This is a genomic window from Clostridium massiliamazoniense, from assembly GCF_001403635.1.
GTDB lineage: Bacteria > Bacillota > Clostridia > Clostridiales > Clostridiaceae > Sarcina > Sarcina massiliamazoniense.
The window spans coordinates 2,046,371-2,069,918 of record NZ_LN879468.1; the positions used below are offsets into that span (position 1 = coordinate 2,046,371).

The following is a 23,548-nucleotide window of genomic DNA, read 5'->3' on the forward strand; positions in this document are numbered from 1 at the left end:
AAATAATAAAATATGGTATTTGATATTTTACAATAAAAATAAATAATGTTCAATGATTTTATTAGCAGATTTTGTAGATGTAACAGTTTAAAGAAAAAAATTAAAAAAAATTTTAAAAAAAACTTGAGTATGACCTAAGGAGATATTTTATAATCAATTTTGTAAGGAAATAAACAATAATTTTTATTAGATAAAAACAATTATTAATACAAGGAGGAATAATCATGGGAATAAACTTTAAAATTGCCTCAAGATTTTTAGGCTCTAATAAAGTTCAAACTATTTTAATAGCTTTAGGAATTGCTATTGGTGTAACTGTTCAAATATTTTTAGGATTACTTATTAAAAATCTTAATAATGACCAAATAACAGATACATTAGGAAAAACATCACAAATAACAATAACTAACGAAGCTAATTCAAGTAAAACTTTTACTAACTATCAAGAAATAATAAATAATATTACTAAGAATCATTCTAAAGAAGTAGCTGATATAACAGGAGTTTTAGATACTCCAGGTATAGTAACTAAAGGTGATGCTAGTACATCAATCTTAGTTAGAGGAATGAATTATGGACAAGGTCAAAATATCTATGATCTAAAGAGCGATTTAAAATCAGGAACATTACCTCAAAAAGAGGGACAAGTTGTTATTGGTACAGGAATAGCTAAAAAGTTTGATTTAAAAGTAGGAGATAAATTTACTTTTGCAGAACCAAATCAACAAGAAAAGACTGTAGATATAAGTGGAATAGCAGACTTTGGAGTTTCTCAATTAAATAATTCATGGGTTGTAACTAAATTATCATACGCTCAAGATATGTTTAATGAAAAAGGCAAAGTTAATTCAATAGAAATGAAGTTATATAATAATCAAATATTTAATGCAAATACAATTGCAGATAGTATTAAGACAACTTTACCAAGTTCTTTAGCTATAACTAATTGGAAAGAAAGTAATGCTAATTTATTAAGTGCATTAAGTGGACAAAGTTCTTCAAGTATGACAATTCAAGTATTTATAATAATATCAGTAGCTATGAGTATTGCTGGAGTTTTAGCAGTTTCAGTAATGCAAAAATCAAAGCAAATCGGTATATTAAAAGCTATGGGGATTAAAAACAGAAGTGCAGCATCTATATTTATTTATCAAGGATTAATACTTGGAGTAATAGGAGCTGTTGTTGGAGGAATTTTAGGAGTAGGAATGTTTGAAATATTCTCTCACGCAGTAAAAAGTGCTACAGGTGCACCAATAGTTACAGGAAATATTTATGGTGGATATATAATTATGAGTGCTATTATAGCAATTATAGTAGCTATTTTTGCAGCATCACTTGCAGCATCAAAATCATTAAAATTAGACCCTATGGAAGTAATAAGAAATAACTAGGAGGGTAAACAATGGAAGCTATAAAATTAAAAAATATAAATAGAATTTATGGTAATAAGGTAAAAACACAGGTTTTATTCGATATAAACCTAAGTATAGAACAAGGTGAATTTGTATCTATAATAGGACAAAGTGGTAGTGGTAAAAGTACAATGCTTAACATAGTTGGTACTCTTGATACACCAACATCTGGAGAGGTTTATATAAATGGAACAAGAACTGATAAAATGAGTAAAAATCAGTTAGCCGAATTAAGAAATCAAGAAATAGGATTTATATTTCAGTTCCATTACTTACTTCCTGAATTCACAGTATTAGAAAATGTTCTAATGCCATATAGATTATCAGGAAAAAAAGTAACACCAGAAGTATTAGCTAGAGCGGAAAGACTTTTAGAAATTGTTAATTTATCAAAGGTAAAAAATAATAAAGCTACTGATTTATCAGGTGGACAACAACAAAGAGGTGCAATAGCAAGAGCACTTATTAATAATCCTAAGATAATATTAGCTGATGAGCCAACAGGAAACTTAGATTCAAATACAACTCAAGAAGTATATAAACTTCTTAGAGAGATAAATAAAGAATTTAATACAACTTTCGTTATAATAACACATGACAATAGAATTGCTGAAATGGCAGATAGAGTTGTTACTGTAAAAGACGGAAAAATAGAAAGTGATATTAAGAATAATTAATCATAAAGAAGGATGCACAAAGAGATTAAAGTGCATCCTTTCTTTTTTTACTATTATAGAATCATTTATATTTGAAAAAAATAAGGACAAGATATATATTAAGAAATATAAGCTGTAAACTAGAAATATAATATTGGGAATGGAATTTCTTACGGAGGAAAAGGTTATGATGGAAACAAAAAAATATTATAAGATAAAAGAAATAGCTGATAAAGCTGGAGTTACAGTAAGAACTTTAAGATACTATGATAAGATAGAACTTTTAAAACCAAGTTATAAAAATGATTTAAATTATAGATTTTATACTGATGAAGATTTAATGGAACTTCAAAAAATTATATCACTAAAATTTTTAGGATTTTCTATTAGTGAAATAGAAGAAATTAGAGTGGCAGATAAAAGTGAACAAGCTGAAATGCTTAAAAAGAAAAAAAGATTATTAGAACAAAAAATTAAAAATCTTAATTTTATAAATGATTCTCTTGGTAAGGTAGAGAGTAATTTAAATATAAATGATAATGATAAGGTAGAGAGCAATTTAAATATAAATACAGATATAGATTGGTGTTCTATAGCTTCTGAAATTAAAAATTCAAGAATTGAAAGTCATAAAGCTAGCTTTGGAAAAGAAATTAAAGATAAGGAAAAACATAAGGTTTTACATGGTGAACTTATTAATGTATTAATGGAACTTTTAAAAAGAAAAAATATTAATGAGGAAGAAAAAATAATAAATGAATTAAAAGGGCATATGAACAAAATGGTCAATGGAAGTAATGGGCTTGAAATGCTTATTTACATATTAGAAGATGTTGAAGACATACCAGGACATATTAGAGGATTAACAAGTAGCGATGCTAAAGCACTTATTGATATAATAAATAAATATATAGGGTAGAATGGAAGTTTTATTTTAATTTATTATATAATATTAAAAGAGGAAAAAATTGAACTTTATATGATATGATTATATTTAATTTAAAATATATTTAAGAGGAGTTGGTACAAATGAATAATATTCAAGAAAGATTTTTTAAGTATGTTAAGATTCATACTACATCAGATGAAAAAAGTACTGTAACACCAAGTACAGAAAGACAATTTGACTTAGCTAGAGTTCTAGTAGATGATTTAAAGGCTATAGGAATAAAGGATGCTTTTGTAGATGAATTAGGTTATGTTTATGGAACAGTTCCAAGTAATATAGATAAGAAAGTTCCAATAATTGGGCTTATAGCACATATGGATACAGCTCCTGACATGACAGGAGAAAACGTAAATCCTCAAGTAGTTAAAAATTATGATGGTGGAGATATTGTTTTAAACAAGGAGTTAAACATTGTGTTATCACCAAGTAAATCACCAGAGCTTAAAAAATATATTGGAAAGACATTAATAACTACAGATGGAACAACTCTTTTAGGAGCTGATGATAAAGCTGGTGTAACTGAAATAGTTACAGCTGTTGAGTATTTAATGAATCATCCAGAAATAAAACATGGTGATATAAAAATAGGATTTACTCCAGATGAAGAAATAGGAAGAGGTGCTGATCACTTTAATGTAGAGCAATTTGGAGCTGATTTTGCATACACTATTGATGGTGGATCTGTTGGAGAATTAGAGTACGAAAACTTCAATGCAGCTATGGCTAAAATAGTTATAACAGGAGTTAATGTTCATCCAGGTTATGCAAAAAATAAAATGATAAACTCTAGTTTAGTTGCTCATGAATTAATATCAATGTTACCAGCTAATGAAGTTCCAGAAAAAACTTCAGGGTACGAAGGATTTTATTATTTAGCAAATATATCAGGAACTGTTGAAAAAACAGAAATGCTTTATGTTATAAGAGATTTCTTTAAAGATGGATATGAAAAGAGAATAGCTAAATTTAAAGAAATAGAAGAAGTTCTTAATAAAACTTACGGTGAAGGTACTGTAAAAGTAGAAATAATAGAACAGTATAAAAATATGAAGGAAAAAATAGAACCAGTAATGCATATAATAGATAATGCAAAGTTAGCTATGGAGGAGGCTGGATTAACACCTAATATAATTCCTATAAGAGGTGGTACTGATGGTGCTAGACTTTCATTTATGGGACTTCCAACACCTAATATCTTTACAGGTGGGGAGAACTTCCATGGTAGATATGAATATATAGCATTAGAATCAATGGAGAAGGCTGTTGAAACTATACTAAATATAATCAAAATATATGCAAAGTAAGGTTTAAAATAGTTTAGGAGTAGAGTATGATACATTCAGTAATTTGGTTAATTATAGCATTAATTTTAATTTGGATAGCTATAAAAATAACTATGAAGGTAGTGAAAATAGCTATAATAGTAATAGCGATTTTATTCCTTATAGGTACAGCAAAAACATTTATAAGTAATGTTAATCATAATGAAATTAATCATTCTAATAATATAACTGTATCTCAATATGCTGAACAACAATAAATACAATTAAACAATGGAAAAGTGTTGGAGTATCCAAGGGTAGGAATTTTTCTACTTAAGGGTACTCCTTTATTTTAGTTAGTAGATTTTAAAGGTATTATTGAAAGTTACATAAGAGGAAGATAGCTTTTTAGGTGAAAGTTTATTGTATCAATAAGCATTTGCAAGGGCATAGACTATAAGTATATTAAGATTATGCTAGGAGTATTTATGTTTCGATTTAAGTTAAATGATGTAGAGAGTTTTTCACTTGATAATTTAAATAGATTTTATGATTATATGATAATTGAGCGATTTAATGAAAAAAAGATGCCTAAGAAAACAGTGTTTTTATTAAAGGTTGATTTGAGCAATAAAGAGTTAGATATAGAAAAGTTGTATAGTGCAAAGCTTAGGATTTTACTTAATAGTGTGTATAGTAAAAATAAACTTGTAACTATAAAGTTATGCAGTATTTTAAATTCCAATAAGTTACTTACTGAATTAAGTTTTGATAATTTGAGGCTTAATAAAGAAATTGAGAGCAAAAATTTAGAGAATGGAATAAAAAATGAGTATTTAGAATTTGATATAACTGATTTATTTAAGAAGTGGATAACACATCCAGAAAGTAATAATGGTGTGGCTATTTTAATAGATAACTCTGAAGGAAAAATAGAAGGGGAAAATGACAATGGAGACTCTCATATATTAATAGAATATAATGAGAGTAAAGTTCCTAGGTTAGAGAGATTAAGAGCTTATAATAGTGATATTGATGAAATAAGTAACTTAGCTTATAGAGGATGGAAAGAAAGAATAGTAAATGGAGTTACAGATTCGAGAGGAGAAACAGAAGATGCAGGAACAACAGGGATAACTGATGAAAGGAGAGCCACGGAAGCATGTACATTCAATGGTATAGTTGCTGTAGCAACAGGAGATTTAAGAGGAGGAATTATAGAAAGTGGTATTTCTGTTCCTTTTAATGATACAGAATTTTTAGGTGGTAGTAATATTTCGTTGGTAAATAATAATATTTATATTTCAAAATCAGGAATATATCTAGTAGATTGGTGGATACAAACAGCTGAAGTTTCAGTTGTTGAAAATTATAGTGTTACTTTAAAGTTAGATAGTTCATCTATAAGTACTGTTAGAGTTTTAGCTTTATCATCAGCAGGAACTCAATATAATGGAAATGCTATAGTTAAGGTTGATGGTAGGGGCACATTGAGTTTAGTTAATAGCTCTGAAACTAGTATAAAAGTTTATACAGGAGGAGTTTATGCTCAAATGAGAGTAGTTGAACTAAGTTAGAAGGAAATCTATAGATAAAAGCATATAAATAATAAAGATATGCATTAATCTTTAATAAAAAATATACTATCAAGCAATTTTTTGGTATAAGACAGATTTAGGATGTATATCTAATATATAGAATATTTTCATAAGTATCCATTATTCGTATAAGATATATATAAAGTTTGTAGTTATGTCTTCGTTGTAAAAATAGAAAGTTTACAAAATGGATATTTAAAATAGAAAAAATTATGATATTATTATGATATTATTTAAGTTCTTAAATAATATATTTGTTGAGTAGGACGTAAATTTATGGAAAAAATATATAAGATACTTTTTTGGGTACTTTTATCAATAAGTATAATAGTTTTTATACTTTGTATTCTATTTTTTATCGTTGGATGTTATATGGGACAAGCAATGTAATGTATTAAATATTTTTTATTAGCCTTGATTATACTTTTTTACAAGTATAATTAAGGCTATAAATGTAAAGTGTTTTTTATTAAGTAATATATATTTAATTTAAGTAGTTACACTTTCAAAAAGAGAATCATAATTATAAGACTTTAAATTATTACTATAATTAAATAAAATAGTTTCTTCTTTAAAGTTTTGAATATATATAGCTTTAGTATTAGAATTAAAAGTAATTCCCAATGAGTCGCTACCTGTAGTAACAACACCAGAAAAAATATTGTTTCCATAATATAATTCTTTTAATTGAAATGGATAAGATTTATTTTCTAGTGTTAAAGTTCCTTTTAGTAATTTCATTATTTTATGGCCAATTTCACTATACTTCCCATCAATTATGTTAGCTTTTATTTGAATTTTTATATTATCATAAGGTTAGATAGTTTATCCCCCTAAACATAAAATTTTTATATATGTGCTTTTACTTATTATATAATAAACAAAATAATAATCCATGTATAAATAAAGTGATTTTTATAAATGATAAATTATTTTAAAGTGTAATTAAATGAAGTATGAAAAAGCAACTATTTGTTAACTGATTGTATATTATAAGTTTATAAAATATTGCTATTATTATTATATCTTATAAATAATTAGTTCAACATGAGGGTGATTTTATATGAAAACAAGTGTTTTATTAGAAAATATAAATGGAAGTTTAGTTAACTTAGAAAATTTTTATAGTGGATATATAATATTTTTTGAAAAGTTTTTTATATTTTCAAAAGATAAAAAAATAGAAGGTTTAATAAATATTCTACCTAAGAATTCTGCTTATAAAGAAATTAAGGGTAGTTTAAAAAATATATTCTCTAAGGAAGAAAATATAATTGAGAAGCAAATATTTATTATGAGAAAGAAAGCTTTGAAAGTTTATGATTTGGATGCGGAGAAACAGAAATCATTAAATAATTATGATGAACTAACACTTATACCATGTAGTCTTTATATTGAGAAACAGAAATCATTAAAAATAGGGTCAGTAATTTTATTTTTTATATATTTTTTATGTACATATCTAGGAAATGAAATTATAGATAAAAATCAATACCTTTTTGAGATTATAGATAAGAATAATTTATACATCTTATATTTTTTAATTATATTCTTATCTGTTATAGGCATAGGTCTAATATATGTTAAGATATTTGAAACTTATGTTCAAAGGAAAATGATAAAGGCTTTAAAAAATATTGAATTAAGTAACTAGTTAGTGAGAACTTGATAATATAGTTCAAGTTATAGATAAAAGAGATGTTGATTGATTTCAAAATCTCTTTTTTATGTTCTAAATAATAATTTTCAATTATATATATTTGTAGGAAATGAGGGAGAAATTTATGTTAAGTCAAAAGGAGAAAAAATTGTTTTTTGGTGTTTGTGCATTTTTAATAATTTGTACAATTTCTCTCATAATTTGGGGTAATCATGCTAAAGTTGAACAAGCAAAATTAATACGCCCAAATGATAGATACGTTGAAAAGTTAGATAGTAATTTATCTATAGAAGGTGATATAGCCTATGTTGATTTATGGGGCCGTAAAACTTATGAGGCCATAGTATATGCTAATTTTAAAGGGGAGAAGATTAAATTATATAGAGTTTCAAATACAGTAAATGATAATAATTCATATGATAAAGCTGAAGTTTCGGGTTCAACTGAAATAGATGGTATAAAAGTGTATTTCATAGAACAAAAATTTAGATATAATTTATTACATTTAAGCAATGAAATCACTTTAGAAGTTCCACTTATGGTACTTGATGATGGAACTATTCTAGGGGGAGATAATTTTTACAATTTATATGGAGAAGATAAATATAAAGAAATTAAACTAAAAGTAGCTAAATATTGTGTGAATAATATAGATAATAAAATTTTGGTAGATAATTCAAATGAATATTTAAAGAGCATGAACCAAGAAGTGTAATTATAAATAAAAAGGAAAAATATTAAAGAGGGACTGTCTCAAGGTAGAATTAAATTCTAGCTTTGAAGGCAATCCCCTTTTTGTATTTAAATGACTTTTTATAGATTTTGCTTAAAATATAATCATGCAAAATAAATAAAATTTATGATATAAACTTAACTATGAATAAAGAAAATATTCTAAAAAATTTAAAACCACCTACATCAAATACAACATGTAGATTTATAAAAATATAATTGTAGCATTGTGAAATGGCATCTTTTAATATTTTGTAGTAAGGTTCAAATAATTATTTTAATTTAAGAGGACCATTTACATTATATAAAATAGAGGTATAATCATAAGATTTTAGTTTATCACTATGATTAAACAAAAGTGTATTTGATTCACTGTTATAAATTAATATAGCTTTAGTATTAAGATTAAAATGGATTCTTAATATATTAGAATTATTTGAGACAGAACCTAAAAATATATTATCACCAATATGTGTTTCTTTTAAGTCAAAAGGATATGTTTTATTTTCTATTGTTAATGTGCCTTCTAATTTTTTCATTTGTTCAACCCCTTACTGCAATATAATTTTAATAATATAAATTAAAATTAATAATAAAGTAATAAAATAGTTTTAAAATCTTCTAAGATTGTATTATTAAAAGATAAATTTTATATATGATTAGAAATATAGTAAATAAAAGAAGTTGTATATAGCATTATAAGTGCCATAATGATACAAATTAATTTTATAACTGCAGGTAAAATAACAATAAATACACCAGTTAGAAATAGAATTAAATATGATGGATAGATAGTAAATATCTTATATTTTTTTACTTTTATATTTTTGTTTATAATTTTTATAGTTGCAAAGAATTCTTTTAAACTAAGAGTTTCTTTTATCATGTTTTTAGAAATAAATATAGAATTAATAACAATATTTTTATTCATATGAAAGCAAGTATTTCTTTTTAAGGAACTTATTTTAGTTATGTTATTAATTTTAATATTGGCTACGAAGCCTGAAGTGCATAAGTCTATTTCATTATTTTGAAATTTAAATGATACTTTTTCTTCTGTTGATTTTTTTATATGTAATTTAGTGTTTAATAATTTAATAATTATCAAATGATAAAATAAACTTATAATTGAAGCAATAGTAAATAATGATACTATGAGATCAAGTATATTTAAATTTTTAGAAAAAATAAGTATGTTTATACTTGCAATTATTATTGGAATTAGTATACAAGAAAATATATAGAATTTTTTATAACTAAATAGTAGAGTCTCTTTATCAATGTTGATATATTTCTTTTCACTAGATAATTTTGAGTTTATAATATCAATAAAACTCTCTCTTTCATAATCATTGAGAAAAGCTTTACAAGGAATGATTATGCTATAATTTAAATTATTTAATATATATATATACTTTTCATTACATTCTAATTTTACTATAGTATCAAGGGAAATTTTCATAAAATTATCATTTTCGTATATTTGTAATTCATCATTTGAAAGCTGTATTATTACATTACTTGTGGTGTTATTACTATAATTAAAATTTTTACTAAGAAGATAAGACAATTTTGTAGGTTTATTAAACTTGGATAACTCACTTTTATACTCATTTAATTTCATTTCATATTGTATTCTCAATGCTTATCCCCCTAAACATAAAATTTTTATATATGTACTTTTGTTTATTATATAATAAACAAAATAATAATCCATGTATAAATAAAGTAATTTTTGTAAATGATAAATTATTTTAAAGTGTAATTAAATGAAATGTGAAAAAGCAACTATTTATTAACCAATTATATATTAAAAGTCTATAATTTATTGCTATGATTATTACATATTAAAATTAAAATACTAAGAGATTGGATTTAAAATAAATTTTTAAAAGGTATTATTGTAATTTAAGGGGGAGTCAAATGAATATCTTTTATGAGTTAAAAAAAGATGAATGTATAGATTTTATTATGACTAAAATTGAAAATAATGATAATTATAAAAAAAGTATTAAGAAGAAATTATTTAAGTTTTGGTTAAAGTATATAATATTAACATTTTTAGTGTCATTTACATTGTCTATTGGAAGGGGTAACAAAGTAAAACTTCTTTATATAATCTCTTTAATTTTTTCTATTTACTATGTAAAGAAAGGAAAAGAGCATTTTAAACAACAGACTAAACAAATTTTATATAGGAATTTACAGATAGATAAAGATTCTAATGAAAAAATATCATTAGAAATAGATCATAGTAATATAATTTATAACATTGGTACAATGAAAAATATTTATGCATTAGGTGACATTAAATCTGTATTTGAAGATAGTGATGGGATTCTTATAGAAGTACTTGATAATAGATATATTTTAATTCCAAGTAGAGCTTTTAATGATAGTAATAAGAAAAAAGAATTTATGGAAATTATTAAATTGAATATAGATAGGACTTGTACGATGAATATAGATGAGAAGTTGATACAAATGGCAATATAGTTTTAAGTTGAAGGTAGTATATTTTTAGTATTTATACTTTTTTTGAATTTATAAAATTTTAATGGATATTAAAAATATTAAGTTAGTATAAACTATGCTATCTAAAGGGGAAGTTTATGTTAAGTCAAAAGGAAAAAAATATGTTTTTTGGTGTCTGTACGTTTCTGATAATTTGTACAATTTCTCTAATAATTTGGGGGAATCATGCTAGAATTGAACAAGCAAAATTAATACGTCCAAATGATAGATACGTTGAAAAGTTAGATAATAATTTATCTATAGAAGGTGATATAGCCTATGTTGATAGGTTAGGGCTTAAAACTTATGAGGCTATAGTATATGCTAATTTTAAAGGGGAGAAGATTAAATTATATAGAGTTTCAAATACACTAGATGATAATAATTCATATGATAAAGCTGAAGTTTTGGGTTCAACTGAAATAGATGGTATAAAAGTGTATTTCATAGAACAAAAATTTAGATATAATTTATTACATTTAAGCGATGAAATCACTTTAGAAGTTCCACTTATGGTACTTGATGATGGAACTATTCTAGGGGGAGATAATTTTTACAACTTATATGGAGAAGATAAATATAAAGAAATTAAACTAAAAGTAGCTAAATACTGTGTGAATAATATAGAAAATAAAATATTAGTAGATAATTCAAATGAATATTTAAAGAGCATGAACCAAGAAGTGTAATTATAAATAAAAGGAAAAATATTAAAAAGCTAAGGAGTTTTAATTCTTTAGCTTTTTATAATTAACTTTAGATAAGGTTATTCGCATAAATCAAAGAACTATTGGAAGTGATATGAATAGAAGTGCTTTTATTTATCGGAGAAAAGTATATTAGAAAAATAGAGTAAATGATTTTATGGAATGAAATTAAAGGAGAGAATAGAATGAGCTATAAGGACTATGAAAAAAGTTTAGATTTGATAAGAGAAAATAAAGGATTATTGATAGAAAGTAAAGGTGCTTCTAAAGAAACTATTGAATTAGCAGAAAAAAGGCTTAATATTAACTTTTCATACTTGTATAATAAGTTTTTAATGGACTTTGGTGTTTTATATTTTGATGATTTAGAAATATACGGAATAGTAAATGATGAAATAGGAGAAGAGATAGGAACACCAGATGCAATTTGGTATACATTAGATGAAAGAAAGGGAATGAATTTACCTGAAAACTTAATAATTATTGCTAATTTTGGAGAAGGTGAATTATATTGCCTAGACTTAAATAATATCAATAAAACTAATGGAGAGCCAAAAGTTATTATATATATTCCAGGATATGAATTAGATGAGCAACCAAATGAAATTATAGCTGAAGATTTTGGAGAATTTTTATACAATCAATTAAGCTTAATTCTAATTGATTAAATATTAGTAGAATATAAATCATTATGATATAAAGTTATAAGTGAATTTGAAAATAATAGGTTGTACTTAAATAAGTTTAAGACAATCTTTTATTTTTATTAGTAGGAAAGGTGATTTAATGTAAATAATAGGAGACTAAGAAGATTACTATAAGATATAATTAAATGAAAAGGATATGGATTAGGAGGGGACTATATGAAATTTGTACATACTGGAGATTGGCATATAGGTAAAGTTGTAAATGAAATTTCTATGTTAGAGGACCAACAATATATTTTAGATAGATTAATAGAATTTTTAGAAAGTGAGAGACCTGATGCTTTAGTTATAGCTGGAGATTTATATGATAGGAGTGTGCCTCCAGCTAGAGCAGTGGAATTATTAGATAAATATATAGAAAAGATAATCTTAGATTTAAAAATACCTATTTTAGCTATTGCAGGTAACCATGATAGTGGTGAAAGACTAGGATTTATGAGTTCAATTTTAAGAAAACAAGGTTTTTATATTGAAGGAGAACTTAAGGGAAAAATAAATTGTGTAACTTTAAATGATACATATGGAGATGTTGACTTTTATTTAGTTCCTTATGGAGATCCTGCTGTAGTTAGAGAAGTTTATGGAGATAATACTATAAGAACTCATGAAGATGCTATGAAAAAGATAGTAGATGAAATAAATAGTAAAAGAGATATGAAGAGAAGAGCAGTAGCAATAGCACATGGATATATAACTAATATGGGAAGTAATGAAAACTTATCTAGAGAGGAAGCAATAAAGGAAAGTGGACTTGAAATAAGTGAATCAGAAAGACCTTTAAGTATAGGGGGAACGGATATAATTCCTGGGAAAGTTTTTGATGGATTTAATTATGTTGCTTTAGGACATTTACATGGTCCGCAAAAGGTTGGATCAGATAAAATAAGATATTCTGGTTCTTTATTAAAATATTCCTTTTCAGAAGAACATCAAAATAAAACAGTTACTCTAGTTAGCATAAATGAAAAAGGTGATGTGGAGGTAGAATTAAAGAATTTAAAACCTCTTAGAGATATGAGAGTAATTAATGGAACTTTAGAAGAATTAATAAAGCCTGAATTTTATAACAAGGGAAATAGAGATGATTATGTCTTTGCTCTTTTAAATGATGAAGGCGATTTGCATGAGCCTATGGCAACTTTAAGGGCTATTTATCCTAATATAATGGGTCTTAGGAAAGATTCAAAGAAAACCTTAGGTCATAAGAATATAGAGTTAAACGTGAAAGAAAGACAAAAATCTAAAATAGATTTATTTAAGGATTTCTATGAAAATGTTACTCAAAGAGAGATTGATGAAGTATCAATAACCTTAATGACAGAATTTATTGAAAAGAGGGAGGAAGAGTAAAGATGAGGCCTTTAAAATTAACATTAAGTGCTTTTGGGAATTATGCAAAGGAACAAACTATAGATTTTTCAAGGTTAAATGGAAAGAACTTATTTCTTATAACAGGGAATACTGGAGCAGGGAAAACTACAATATTTGATGCTATAAGTTATGCTTTATACGGTTCCCCATCAGGAGAGTTTAGAGATACTGCATCCTTAAGAAGTCATTATGTAGATGGAGATGTTGAAACCTTTGTTGAGTTAGAATTTCAACTTAGAAATAAGGGATATAGAATTAGAAGAAGTCCTGAACAGATGTTAAATAAAAAGAGGGGAGAAGGATATAAGAAGGAAGGGGCTAAGGTAGAGCTTATATTCTTAGATAGTGATGAAAAACCTTTAACAAAGGTTAAGGAAGTTGATGATAGAATAAATGAACTTTTAGGTGTTGATAAGGACCAATTTAGACAAATAGTAATGCTTCCACAGGGAGAATTTTTAAAGCTTCTAAAGGCAAACTCTAAAGATAGAGAAGAGATTTTTAGAAGGATATTTGGTACAGAAGGGTTTAAGAAAATACAAGATGATTTAAGGGATGATGTCAAGAAGTTATGGGTAGAATTAAAGGATAGTAAAAATGAGAGAGATTTATATGTAAAGCAAATAAAAAGTGATGAAGATAGTGAGCTTTATGAGCTTATAAACAGAGAAGATATAGATATTGAGCAAGTTTGCAATTTAGTGGTAGAAGGAATAAAAAAGGATAAAGAGGATGTTATTAAGAGTAAAGAAAATAGTAACCTATTGAGAAACCAATTAAAAGAATTGGATGGAAAAATATTAGGTCTTGCTAATGATAAAAAAGTCCTTGAAGAATATGAAAATACTAAGAAAAGATTAGAAGAACATAAGGGGAAAATAGAAACTGTTAAGACTTATGAAGAGAAACTTTCAAAAGGGAAAAAGGCTGAAAAAATAAAATTAATAGAAAATAAATTAAATGAAGAAAAGGATAATAAGACAAAAAGAGAAAACACTATTTTAAATATTAGAAGAGAAAAAGATGATGTTTCAACTAATTTAGAAAAAACAAAGAAGAATTTAGAAGAGTCTAAAAGTAAGGTTAAAGAAAAAGAAGAATTAATCATTAAGTTAGAGAAACTTAAAAAGCAAGAACACGCTGTATCAACTTATATAGATAAAAAAGATAAGGTTGTTAATTTAGAGAGACTGTTAGGGGAAAAAGAGAAGGGATTGAAAAATTCAAAGAAGAGAGAAGTTGAGTTAGAAAAAGAAATAAAAGATAATTTAGAGGAATTAAGAAAGTCCATAGAAGCAGAAGGACAAATTGCTTTAATATTAGAAAAGGGTAAAAAGCATAAAAGAGATATAGATGCTTTAAGAGACTTAAAGGAATGTTATGAAAATATAAGATATAAAAAGATGGATTTTGATGAAAAAAAGAATAAGTTCACTTTAGTAGAGAAAAAGTTTAAAAAGGTTAAGTTAGAATTTGAGAAAAGTGAAGATGACTTTAAGAAGGGACAAGCTGGTATATTAGCAGAAAGCTTAGAAGAAGGAATGAGTTGTCCTGTTTGTGGTTCTAAGGAGCATCCAAATAAAGCAGTAAGGCTAAGTAGTGTTCTAAGTGAAGAAGAACTTAAAGTCTTAAAAGAAGGTTATGATAAAGCTTATGAAGAAAAAGAACTTTTCTTAAGAGAATTAACTGTATTGAACAAAGAAATTGAGAGTTTTCAGAAGGAAGTTATAGGGGTTAAGGTTAAGGCACTTGAAGAAATTTTAGAAAAAGACTTTTTAAGTACTTTAAATGAAAGTGAGCAAAGGGAAAAAATAACTTCTGAAGGATTAAAATTAAATAAAATTATAGAAGAAGAAAGGGCAATATATAGAGATATAAAGAAAATATCAGATCTAAAGCCTAAGTTAGAAGAAGTAAAATTAGCTCTTGAAGGTAAATTAAAAATTACTAAAGAAACAGTTGAAGAGTGTAATGAATTTATTAAAATTAATGGACCCAAGTTATCAAAGGAAATTGAAGTTTTAAGAGCTATAGAAGCTGAAGTTCCAGAAAGTCTTAGGGATGGAATTTCTATAAAGAATGAAATGAAGAAAATTGAATTAGCCATTAAAGAAATTGAGGAGAATATTATAACTTCAGAAAATGCTTTTAATAATATAAATAATAAATATACAGAACTTAATAAAAGTGAAAAAATATATGAAGAAGAACTTTTAAAAATAAATGAAAAGCTTCATATCATAAGAGAAGAATTTGAAGTAGCCATAAAGGAAAATGATTTTAAATCCTATGAAGACTATAAGGTTTCGTTGATTTCAGGAGATTTAGAGTTAATAGATAATAAAATAAAGTCCTATTATGAAAATCTTAAAGCTTTAGAGGCTTTATATGAAAATATAAATAATAGTTTTAATAAGTTAGAAGTAAAGGATAAGAATGATTTAGAAGAACTAAGAAATAAGCTTGGTGAAGAGTATAAGGAAATAGAACTTAAAGAAAAGAATGAAAATAGTAAGTGTAATCTATTAAGTAACAGAGTTGAACATAATGAAACTATGCTTAAGAAAGTAAATCTTATAAGAAATAAAATAGGGGAGAAAGAAAAGGTTTATGAAAGGTTATCTCATTTAAGTAATATTGCTAATGGTGATAAAGGAAATTTAAAGAAAGTAACCTTTGAAAGTTATGTTCTAACATCATATTTTGATGAAATAATAGAAAGAGCTAATATAAAATTAGATAGAATGACTAATGGAAGATTTGTTCTTAAAAGAAAAGAGGATTTAGGAAAAGGTAATAAAAAGCAGGGGCTAGATTTAGAAGTTTACGACAATAATACTGGTAGAGAAAGAGGGGTAAACTCTTTATCTGGAGGAGAAAGCTTCAAAACAGCTTTAAGCTTAGCTTTAGGACTTGCTGATGTAATACAAAGCTATGCTGGGGGAATATCTATTGACACTATGTTTGTAGATGAAGGTTTTGGAACATTAGATCCACAATCTTTAGATAGTGCTATAGAATGTTTATTAAATATACAACAGGAGGGAAGACTTGTTGGAATAATATCTCACGTAGATGAATTAAAAGAAAGAATAGAGGTAAAACTTGAAGTCAAAGCTAAGGATGGAGAGGGAAGTACTGCCAAGTTTAATATTCCAAATTATAATGATACAATATAATTTATAGTAGTAATTTTCTTATCAAAAAAATTAAAAATATAAAAGTAAAAGAATACTCAATTGAGTATTTTTTTACTTTCATAAAGAAATTAATATGTAAAAATAATTTTATTACTTTGGTTTTATTATTAAGTTTTGATAATAAGGCTTGATTCTAAAAAAAACAGTATCAACACCTATGGCGCCAATACTGTTAATTTTTTATATAGTTTTTTTCTTTGCTACATGAGTTTCGTTTAATGGTTTATATAAACGTTCAAAGTAGCCTTGTGGATGTTTGCAAGCAGGGCAAATTGCAGGAGCTTCTTCACCATAATAAATATATCCACAGTTTACGCATTTCCAATATTCTTTTTCATCACTTTTATATAAAGTATTGTTTTCAAGAGCTTTATGTAGAAAATAATATCTATTTCTATGAGCTTTCTCAACTTCTGTAATATTTAAAAAACTAGCTGCAATTTCAGGAAATCCTTCTTCTTTAGCAACTTCAGCAAAATCAGGATACATGTGTGCTTCTTCATCTTCACCATCTCCAGCATATTTAAGATTGTGTAGAGTGTCTGAATAACCAAATGGATAAGTAGAATCAACAAGAACTTCAGCAGCTACTTCTTTAGGATCAAGTCCTTCTATAAGATATTTATAAAATATCTTAGCGTGTTCTTTTTCATTATCAGCTGTTTCTGAAAAAATTCTTGATATATGACCTTGTTTTTCTTCTTTAGCAACTTTTGAAAAATAGTCATATCTCATTCTAGCTTGTGATTCACCAGCAAATGATTTTGCTAAGTTTTCAGCTGTTTTAGTTCCTTTTAAACTTTTCATAATAATACCTCCTAGTAAAATGTTATTAAAGATAGTTTTTTAGAAATAAGCTATTATTATTCAAGAATTGTAAAATAACCTAAAAATAATTTTATTTAGGGAAGTGGTAATATTTATATGGTGTTTAGAGAAGAGGAAGAGTTAATTAAAATAAATAACTATATTAATATATATATATATTTTCTTGATTTCCAAAATTAATTATGCTATCATATTAGAGTAATTATAATATATGCGTTGGTAGCTCAGTTGGATAGAGCAATCGGCTACGAACCGATTGGCCGGGGGTTCGAATCCTCTCCGACGCACCATAAAATAGAGAAACACTAGATTTCAATTATTGAAATTTAGTGTTTTTTTATTTTTTTCTTATTATGATGTAGAATAATTCAATATTAAAAATTGTCATTTTTAATATTAGTTTATCTTAATATTAGATTAAGTAATATTATAAAAAATAGAATAGTTTGTGTATTAGTAAATTAATTTTTAAATAAAGATTTTGATTTATAGTTTTTTTATTTAAAAAGTATTATCCATAGAAAAAATAAAAATATAATACAATAATATATAAAAAAATAGAGAAAATTTAATATTTAAAATTGAATTTATTGGATAATTATTTTGATTTAAATGTATTATTATATACAAGTAAGAGATTAGTAATTTCAAAAGTATTAAGAAAAATAATTTAATTTGTTTTCTTTTTGATACTTATTAAATAAAATATTAATTTTTTTAAAAAATTAATATTTTATAATCAATTTATTCTCTATTCATTAATAATATTTACATTTTTTTAACTGTACGTATATTTATTTTTAGCTATAATGAAATCACAAAAGGCAAAGAAAAATATAGAAATTTTATTAGAAAATATATACAAATAGAAAAATAGAAATTAAGAAACGTGAGGGGAATTATTATGAAAAGAACAAATATTTTAGGAATTTTAGGAGCAGCAACATTATTATCAGGAGTAGCTTTTTCAGCAGTACCAAGCATTACAGCAACAGCATCTCCAGCTCAACAAAATGTAAGATTATTAGCAAACAGAAATACAAAAGTAGTTACAGCAAATGGATTAAATGTTAGAGCAAAAGCATCAATAAATTCTTCAAGATTAGGGATTTTACCAAAGGGTTCAAAAGTTGAAGTTATAGGACAAGAAGGAAATTGGTCAAAAATTATGTACAATGGAAAAGTAGCTTATGTAGCATCAAGTTATTTAGCTAACGGAACTAGTGGAACTAGCACAAGCCAAGCAAAACCACAAGGTACAAGCCAAAAAGCAAAAGTAGTTACAGCAAATGGACTAAATGTTAGAGCAAAAGCATCAATAAATTCTTCAAGATTAGGAATTTTACCAAAGGGTTCAAAAGTTGAAGTTATAGGACAAGAAGGAAATTGGTCAAAAATTATGTACAATGGAAAAGTAGCTTATGTAGCATCAAGCTATTTAGCTAACGGAACTAGTGGAACTAGCACAAGCCAAGCAAAACCACAAGGTACAAGCCAAAAAGCAAAAGTAGTTACAGCAAATGGACTAAATGTTAGAGCAAAAGCATCAGTAAATTCTTCAAGATTAGGAATTTTACCAAAGGGTTCAAAAGTTGAAGTTATAGGACAAGAAGGAAATTGGTCAAAAATTATGTACAATGGAAAAGTAGCTTTTGTTAGTGCGACATACCTTAAATAAATATATAGTTTGATAAAAAACAGTAAGAAATTTCTTCTTACTGTTTTTTATTATATTTTAAAGAATATTATATCTAGAAATATTATTAAATGTGAAAAAAAAATATTATTTAAAAAATAAATTAAGAAAATAACTTTTTGGATAATATAGTATTATATTATTCCTTAAAATATGATGTATAAAATAAAATGAATATTTTTTGTAAATCTTTTGTTATAAAATAGTTAATAAAAAGTTAATATTATGTTAATAATATGTTGAATTAAATATAACTCAACTAGAGTGATGTTATTGTTATTTCTTATAAGTAAGAAAGAGGAGTATTACTATAGGTTCATGCTTTTAAGTAGCTAAAACTGCGTAATGAGATAAAGTCTAAACTTTATCTAAATTCAAATTGATATTTATTTTTTAATTAATATTCAAGTATTAATTGAAAAAGTTTTCTCAATATAAAATAAATTGAATTTAATATTTTTTATATAAATATTTTTTGAATTTTTTTAATAAATAGTTAAATATTTATTAAATTTAAAAGATGAAGGTAGATTTTTTCGTAGATTTTTTATTTGAAAGGTTTGTGAAAAACTTTATTTTAAATTATACTAACTTGTATCTAAATTGTATCTAAATTGTATCTAAATTGTATCTAAATTATATCCAATTTATATCTAGTATATATTTTTAATTTAATAATTTTGTGTACAATGTATGCAATAAAAGAAAGGAATGATTATTTTTATGCGTAATAGTAGCAGAAACTGGAAGGTAGATGCAACAAGATATGGTGCATTTATTATCTTTATGTTTGTTTGTGGAGGTCTATTACTTTCAACTGGAGTTTTTAAATTTCCAACTCTTCTAGGAATGGGAGTAATATCTTTAAGTTTTGGGCTTGCTCATGCTTTTGACTGTGATCATATAGCATGTATCGATAACATGACTCGTAAATTAGTTCAAGAAGGAGGAAAAACTAGAGGAGCTGGATTTTTCTTTTCATTAGGTCATTCAACAGTAGTTATGCTTATGGGAATAGCAACAATTTTTGCCGTTAACTGGGCAAAGAAAGCAATACCTCAATTTCAAGCTGTTGGAGGAGTTATCGGTACTATTATCTCAGCCGTGTTCCTATTTATTCTTGCTATAGCTAACTTTATGATATTAAAAAATTCAGTACAAACTTTTAAAATGATGAAAAATGGAACTTACACTGAAGAAAGCCTTGAAAGACCTGAAACAAGTGCAATAAACCGCGCAATAAATCGTTTACTTAATATCGCTAATAGAAATTGGCATATTTATGTTATAGGTTTTCTATTTGGGCTTGGATTTGATACAGCTACACAAATTGCTGTTCTTGCAACATCAGCCACTGCAACAGCTCAAGGAATACCATGGATTGCAGTATTAGCCTTTCCTGTTCTATTTACTGCAGGTATGTGTCTTATGGATACATTAGATGGTTTCTTTATGTCTACAGCATATCAATGGGTACTTACTTCACCATTAAAGAAGGTATATTATAATATCACTATTACTACTATTTCTATAATAGCAGCGGGAGTTATAAGTATTATAGAAGTTGGACAAGTTCTTGCTATGGAAGAAAATTGGAATAGTGGATTTTGGGGTTGGTTACAAAACTTAGATTTTGGTATGATGGGATATAGTCTTGTTGGATTATTTGTAGTAGTTTGGATTGTATCTTTAATTTGTTGGAGAATATTTAATTTAGATGAAAAAGATAAAAATATGATGGCAAATTAAGATCTTAATAATTAAAAGTATAATGAAGATATTTAAGCAATATAGAACTTAAATATCTTCATTTTTTATATATAAAAGTATAAATTGAATAATAACTATTTATTGATAATAAAATAAAAAAGGATTATCATTTTAATGATATTAATTATTAAACGACTAATAATTGGAAAATTAATGATGTTACGTTCTTAGATAAAATCAAATAGATTTAAAATTTATTGGATAAACCTTAAATAAATCGAAGGTTATGTCTGAGATAAGCATAGTTTTATTTAAGAAATTAATGAAAATTGACAGCTGGAGGAGTGACAATGGGACATAGATTAAGCATTTCAAATAGTGAAAGTTTAATTAATGAACTAAAAAAAGAGTATAAAATATATGGTCCTAAAAAAGTAATAAAATATAATGATTTTTTTGAGGAGGAAGTTATTGCTTACGATGAAATAAATTCTATTAGTGAGATTAATTATAAAGAGAAATCTGAATATCCAATTAAAGAAATAATATTAACAATAACTAAAACTATATATTATGAAGATGGAAATTTAAAAATAAATAATTTAGAGGATGACAAAGATATTATTATTTTTGCAAGAGCTTGTGATATTAATGCACAATTAAGGCAAGATAATATATATTTTAAAAATGAAGAAGATGAATTTTACAAAAACTTGAGAAAAAAGGTAAAGTTTATATGTATTGAGTGTGATAAAAGTTTTGATAATTGTTTTTGTGTATCAATGGGAAGTAATAAAACTAATAATTATAGTATGGCTATTAAATTTAGCGAAAATAATCTTCTATTTGAAGTTAAAGACAATAAATTTTTTAAGTATTTTATTGGCAGTGAGGAATTTGATTATAAAATTAGATTTATTGAAAGTAATAAATTTAAAGTTCCAAACTTAAATATAAAGAGTGATAAGGAATTTGAAAAGCTTAACAATCTTAAATTATGGGAAAATTTTAATGAAAAATGCATAGATTGTGGAAAATGTAATTTTGTTTGTAGTGTATGTTCATGTTTTGCTACCATAGAATTAAAAAAAAATAGAAAAAGTTCTGAACAAATTCATGTTTTTTATGATACAGAAGGTTTTGATGCCATGATGGGTGGATATAATTTTATGAAATCACAGAGTGAAAAAATAAAAAATAAGATATTTTCTAAGTTCTATACGTATAAAAATAAATTTGGAATGCCAATGTGTGTTGGATGTGGAAGATGCATTGATAATTGTTCTGAAGGAATATCTCTGGTAAATATAGTAAACGAACTTTCAGAAGAAATAGAAAAATAATATAAGTTATAGTATTGGGCAACACTAACTTTAATAATAAAAGAAGAAGGTGTTTATGAAATGATAGACCTTTTAATGAGTATATTTGATGGACATAATGAAGCAAGTATATTATTGTCAGAAAAATATAAACCTAAAAAAATATTATTTTTTTATTTGACTAGCAAGGAAGCATATCGACTTACAAAGTTTAAAGAATATTATACAAAAAAATTCCCTAATATAGAGTTTTGCTATGAAAAAATTAATATTAATAATCCTATGGAAATTGAAAATATTATAATGAAATATAAAGCTAATGAAAATATATTTAACGTTACTTCGGGAAAAAAAGTAGCTCTTTTAATGGTTTATAGTTTAGCTTTAAAAAATTATATTCAATGTAAGTATGTTGATATAGAAAAGGAATTAATTATAGATTTTTCAGATAAGGAAATTAATATAAGTAAAAATAGTTTTGTTGATTTAAATATAGATGATATTATAAAAAGCGTTGGAGGTTCAATAATAGTAGACTCAACAGAAATTTATAATAGAGAAGCTATAACTTGCATAACTTATTGGATAGCAAAGCATCTTGAAATTTGGGAAGAAATAAAAAGTGATCTACAGATGAATGATGTTTTTATAAGAGATGAATGTAATCCGGAAATAATGAAAATAGATAAAAATATTTTAAGTAAAGATAAAATGGAATTTTATTATAGGGCATTAAATTATTTAAAGAATTTAGAAATGATAGCTTATAAGAATTCTGATGATTTTATAAAGGTATATTTTTTAAATGACTTCATAAAAGGTTTTATATTTAAAAGTGGTACTTGGTTAGAGGTATTAACAAAAAATATAATTGAAGAAATAAAAGAAATTGATGATATAAAAAGTGGATTATTATTTCTTTGGAATGATAGTCAAAGTAGAGTTAAAAATGAATTAGATGTAGTTGCAATAAAAGATTCTATATTAATTTGTATTTCTTGCAAGGATTCAAAGAAATATGATGAAAGAGCTTTAAATGAATTAAATGTATATGCTAATCAATTAGGTGGGGAAAATGTTAAAAAGATATTAGTAGCTACAATGGTACCAGCAAAACCTGTGGTAGAATTAAGAGCAAAAGAAATGGGGATAAATATAGTTTTATTTAATGGTTCAATAGAAGGATTTAAAGAAGAACTTAAATCAATAATTTTAAAATAA

At 25.3% G+C, this 23,548-nt stretch carries 21 protein-coding genes and 1 tRNA gene; 18 read left to right on the plus strand and 4 right to left on the minus strand.

Annotated features, from left to right (window positions below; translation table 11 throughout):
• The first annotated feature begins 224 nt into the window (after window positions 1-224).
• The 6 genes from ARA19_RS16625 to ARA19_RS16650 all read left to right on the plus strand — a co-directional run bounded on the left by ARA19_RS16625 (window position 225) and on the right by ARA19_RS16650 (window position 5,859).
• A complete protein-coding gene (locus ARA19_RS16625; protein WP_055072024.1) occupies window positions 225-1,394 on the plus strand; it encodes an ABC transporter permease in 1,170 nt (389 codons plus the stop codon).
• Window positions 1,395-1,405: 11 nt separating this feature from the next.
• Window positions 1,406-2,092 carry an ABC transporter ATP-binding protein gene (locus ARA19_RS16630; protein WP_055072025.1) on the plus strand — a complete coding sequence of 229 codons (687 nt, stop codon included), beginning with the start codon at window positions 1,406-1,408 and terminating at the stop codon, window positions 2,090-2,092.
• A 166-nt stretch (window positions 2,093-2,258) separates the two neighbouring features.
• On the plus strand, window positions 2,259-2,990 hold the full coding sequence (locus tag ARA19_RS16635; RefSeq protein ID WP_055072026.1) for a MerR family transcriptional regulator: 732 nt from the start codon (window positions 2,259-2,261) through the stop codon (window positions 2,988-2,990).
• 110 nt (window positions 2,991-3,100) lie between these two features.
• Window positions 3,101-4,324: a peptidase T gene (gene pepT / locus ARA19_RS16640; protein ID WP_055072027.1), complete on the plus strand. Its 1,224-nt coding sequence runs from the start codon at window positions 3,101-3,103 to the stop codon at window positions 4,322-4,324.
• A 26-nt stretch (window positions 4,325-4,350) separates the two neighbouring features.
• Entirely contained in the window at window positions 4,351-4,560 is a 210-nt protein-coding gene (locus tag ARA19_RS16645; RefSeq protein WP_055072028.1) for a hypothetical protein, read from the plus strand.
• A gap of 210 nt (window positions 4,561-4,770) precedes the next feature.
• On the plus strand, window positions 4,771-5,859 hold the full coding sequence (locus ARA19_RS16650) for a hypothetical protein (RefSeq protein ID WP_055072029.1): 1,089 nt from the start codon (window positions 4,771-4,773) through the stop codon (window positions 5,857-5,859).
• Window positions 5,860-6,369: 510 nt separating this feature from the next.
• On the opposite strand, the gene ARA19_RS16655 is transcribed toward ARA19_RS16650, so the two are convergent.
• A complete protein-coding gene (locus tag ARA19_RS16655) occupies window positions 6,370-6,621 on the minus strand; it encodes a hypothetical protein (RefSeq protein ID WP_055072030.1) in 252 nt (83 codons plus the stop codon).
• A 322-nt stretch (window positions 6,622-6,943) separates the two neighbouring features.
• Here ARA19_RS16655 and ARA19_RS16660 point away from each other — a divergent pair, with 322 nt between their 5' ends.
• Together ARA19_RS16660 and ARA19_RS16665 are read left to right on the plus strand one after the other, a co-directional pair.
• Window positions 6,944-7,534, plus strand: coding sequence for a hypothetical protein (locus ARA19_RS16660; RefSeq protein WP_055072031.1), 591 nt, complete (start codon window positions 6,944-6,946; stop codon window positions 7,532-7,534).
• Between the two features lie 130 nt (window positions 7,535-7,664).
• Entirely contained in the window at window positions 7,665-8,255 is a 591-nt protein-coding gene (locus tag ARA19_RS16665; RefSeq protein ID WP_055072032.1) for a hypothetical protein, read from the plus strand.
• Between the two features lie 289 nt (window positions 8,256-8,544).
• Here the strand turns inward: ARA19_RS16665 and ARA19_RS16670 are convergent, their stop codons facing one another.
• Both ARA19_RS16670 and ARA19_RS16675 read right to left on the minus strand, forming a co-directional pair.
• Window positions 8,545-8,811 (minus strand): hypothetical protein, encoded by a 267-nt coding sequence (locus tag ARA19_RS16670; protein ID WP_055072033.1) that lies wholly within the window; start codon window positions 8,809-8,811, stop codon window positions 8,545-8,547.
• A 110-nt stretch (window positions 8,812-8,921) separates the two neighbouring features.
• Window positions 8,922-9,914, minus strand: coding sequence for a hypothetical protein (locus ARA19_RS16675; protein WP_055072034.1), 993 nt, complete (start codon window positions 9,912-9,914; stop codon window positions 8,922-8,924).
• Between the two features lie 281 nt (window positions 9,915-10,195).
• Between ARA19_RS16675 and ARA19_RS16680 the strand changes: the two genes are divergently transcribed.
• From ARA19_RS16680 to ARA19_RS16700, 5 genes are all read left to right on the plus strand, one after another.
• Window positions 10,196-10,768, plus strand: a complete 573-nt coding sequence (locus ARA19_RS16680; RefSeq protein WP_055072035.1) for a YcxB family protein — start codon at window positions 10,196-10,198, stop codon at window positions 10,766-10,768.
• A 116-nt stretch (window positions 10,769-10,884) separates the two neighbouring features.
• Complete coding sequence (locus ARA19_RS16685; RefSeq protein WP_055072036.1) at window positions 10,885-11,475, plus strand: hypothetical protein; 591 nt, start codon at window positions 10,885-10,887, stop codon at window positions 11,473-11,475.
• Between the two features lie 203 nt (window positions 11,476-11,678).
• Window positions 11,679-12,161 (plus strand): SMI1/KNR4 family protein, encoded by a 483-nt coding sequence (locus tag ARA19_RS16690; protein WP_055072037.1) that lies wholly within the window; start codon window positions 11,679-11,681, stop codon window positions 12,159-12,161.
• A gap of 195 nt (window positions 12,162-12,356) precedes the next feature.
• Entirely contained in the window at window positions 12,357-13,550 is a 1,194-nt protein-coding gene (locus ARA19_RS16695; RefSeq protein WP_055072038.1) for an exonuclease SbcCD subunit D, read from the plus strand.
• 2 nt (window positions 13,551-13,552) lie between these two features.
• On the plus strand, window positions 13,553-16,750 hold the full coding sequence (locus ARA19_RS16700) for an AAA family ATPase (protein WP_055072039.1): 3,198 nt from the start codon (window positions 13,553-13,555) through the stop codon (window positions 16,748-16,750).
• 201 nt (window positions 16,751-16,951) lie between these two features.
• Here the strand turns inward: ARA19_RS16700 and rbr are convergent, their stop codons facing one another.
• A complete protein-coding gene (gene rbr / locus ARA19_RS16705) occupies window positions 16,952-17,578 on the minus strand; it encodes a rubrerythrin (protein WP_055072040.1) in 627 nt (208 codons plus the stop codon).
• Between the two features lie 234 nt (window positions 17,579-17,812).
• Here rbr and ARA19_RS16710 point away from each other — a divergent pair.
• From ARA19_RS16710 to ARA19_RS16730, 5 genes are all read left to right on the plus strand, one after another.
• A tRNA-Arg gene (locus ARA19_RS16710) sits at window positions 17,813-17,889 on the plus strand.
• Window positions 17,890-18,503: 614 nt separating this feature from the next.
• Window positions 18,504-19,277: an SH3 domain-containing protein gene (locus tag ARA19_RS16715; protein ID WP_055072041.1), complete on the plus strand. Its 774-nt coding sequence runs from the start codon at window positions 18,504-18,506 to the stop codon at window positions 19,275-19,277.
• Window positions 19,278-20,018: 741 nt separating this feature from the next.
• Entirely contained in the window at window positions 20,019-21,044 is a 1,026-nt protein-coding gene (locus ARA19_RS16720) for a HoxN/HupN/NixA family nickel/cobalt transporter (protein WP_055072042.1), read from the plus strand.
• A gap of 311 nt (window positions 21,045-21,355) precedes the next feature.
• Window positions 21,356-22,348, plus strand: coding sequence for a 4Fe-4S dicluster domain-containing protein (locus tag ARA19_RS16725; protein WP_055072043.1), 993 nt, complete (start codon window positions 21,356-21,358; stop codon window positions 22,346-22,348).
• 60 nt (window positions 22,349-22,408) lie between these two features.
• Window positions 22,409-23,548 carry a Card1-like endonuclease domain-containing protein gene (locus ARA19_RS16730; protein WP_055072044.1) on the plus strand — a complete coding sequence of 380 codons (1,140 nt, stop codon included), beginning with the start codon at window positions 22,409-22,411 and terminating at the stop codon, window positions 23,546-23,548.

Bases quoted from the DNA above. Each gene is read 5' to 3' on its own strand.
- ARA19_RS16625 (WP_055072024.1), top strand. From the start codon at position 225: ATGGGAATAAACTTTAAAATTGCCTCAAGATTTTTAGGCTCTAATAAA.
- ARA19_RS16630 (WP_055072025.1), top strand. From the start codon at position 1,406: ATGGAAGCTATAAAATTAAAAAATATAAATAGAATTTATGGTAATAAG.
- ARA19_RS16635 (WP_055072026.1), top strand. From the start codon at position 2,259: ATGATGGAAACAAAAAAATATTATAAGATAAAAGAAATAGCTGATAAA.
- pepT (WP_055072027.1), top strand. From the start codon at position 3,101: ATGAATAATATTCAAGAAAGATTTTTTAAGTATGTTAAGATTCATACT.
- ARA19_RS16645 (WP_055072028.1), top strand. From the start codon at position 4,351: ATGATACATTCAGTAATTTGGTTAATTATAGCATTAATTTTAATTTGG.
- ARA19_RS16650 (WP_055072029.1), top strand. From the start codon at position 4,771: ATGTTTCGATTTAAGTTAAATGATGTAGAGAGTTTTTCACTTGATAAT.
- ARA19_RS16655 (WP_055072030.1), bottom strand. From the start codon at position 6,621: ATGAAATTACTAAAAGGAACTTTAACACTAGAAAATAAATCTTATCCA.
- ARA19_RS16660 (WP_055072031.1), top strand. From the start codon at position 6,944: ATGAAAACAAGTGTTTTATTAGAAAATATAAATGGAAGTTTAGTTAAC.
- ARA19_RS16665 (WP_055072032.1), top strand. From the start codon at position 7,665: ATGTTAAGTCAAAAGGAGAAAAAATTGTTTTTTGGTGTTTGTGCATTT.
- ARA19_RS16670 (WP_055072033.1), bottom strand. From the start codon at position 8,811: ATGAAAAAATTAGAAGGCACATTAACAATAGAAAATAAAACATATCCT.
- ARA19_RS16680 (WP_055072035.1), top strand. From the start codon at position 10,196: ATGAATATCTTTTATGAGTTAAAAAAAGATGAATGTATAGATTTTATT.
- ARA19_RS16685 (WP_055072036.1), top strand. From the start codon at position 10,885: ATGTTAAGTCAAAAGGAAAAAAATATGTTTTTTGGTGTCTGTACGTTT.
- ARA19_RS16690 (WP_055072037.1), top strand. From the start codon at position 11,679: ATGAGCTATAAGGACTATGAAAAAAGTTTAGATTTGATAAGAGAAAAT.
- ARA19_RS16695 (WP_055072038.1), top strand. From the start codon at position 12,357: ATGAAATTTGTACATACTGGAGATTGGCATATAGGTAAAGTTGTAAAT.
- ARA19_RS16700 (WP_055072039.1), top strand. From the start codon at position 13,553: ATGAGGCCTTTAAAATTAACATTAAGTGCTTTTGGGAATTATGCAAAG.
- rbr (WP_055072040.1), bottom strand. From the start codon at position 17,578: ATGAAAAGTTTAAAAGGAACTAAAACAGCTGAAAACTTAGCAAAATCA.
- ARA19_RS16715 (WP_055072041.1), top strand. From the start codon at position 18,504: ATGAAAAGAACAAATATTTTAGGAATTTTAGGAGCAGCAACATTATTA.
- ARA19_RS16720 (WP_055072042.1), top strand. From the start codon at position 20,019: ATGCGTAATAGTAGCAGAAACTGGAAGGTAGATGCAACAAGATATGGT.
- ARA19_RS16725 (WP_055072043.1), top strand. From the start codon at position 21,356: ATGGGACATAGATTAAGCATTTCAAATAGTGAAAGTTTAATTAATGAA.
- ARA19_RS16730 (WP_055072044.1), top strand. From the start codon at position 22,409: ATGATAGACCTTTTAATGAGTATATTTGATGGACATAATGAAGCAAGT.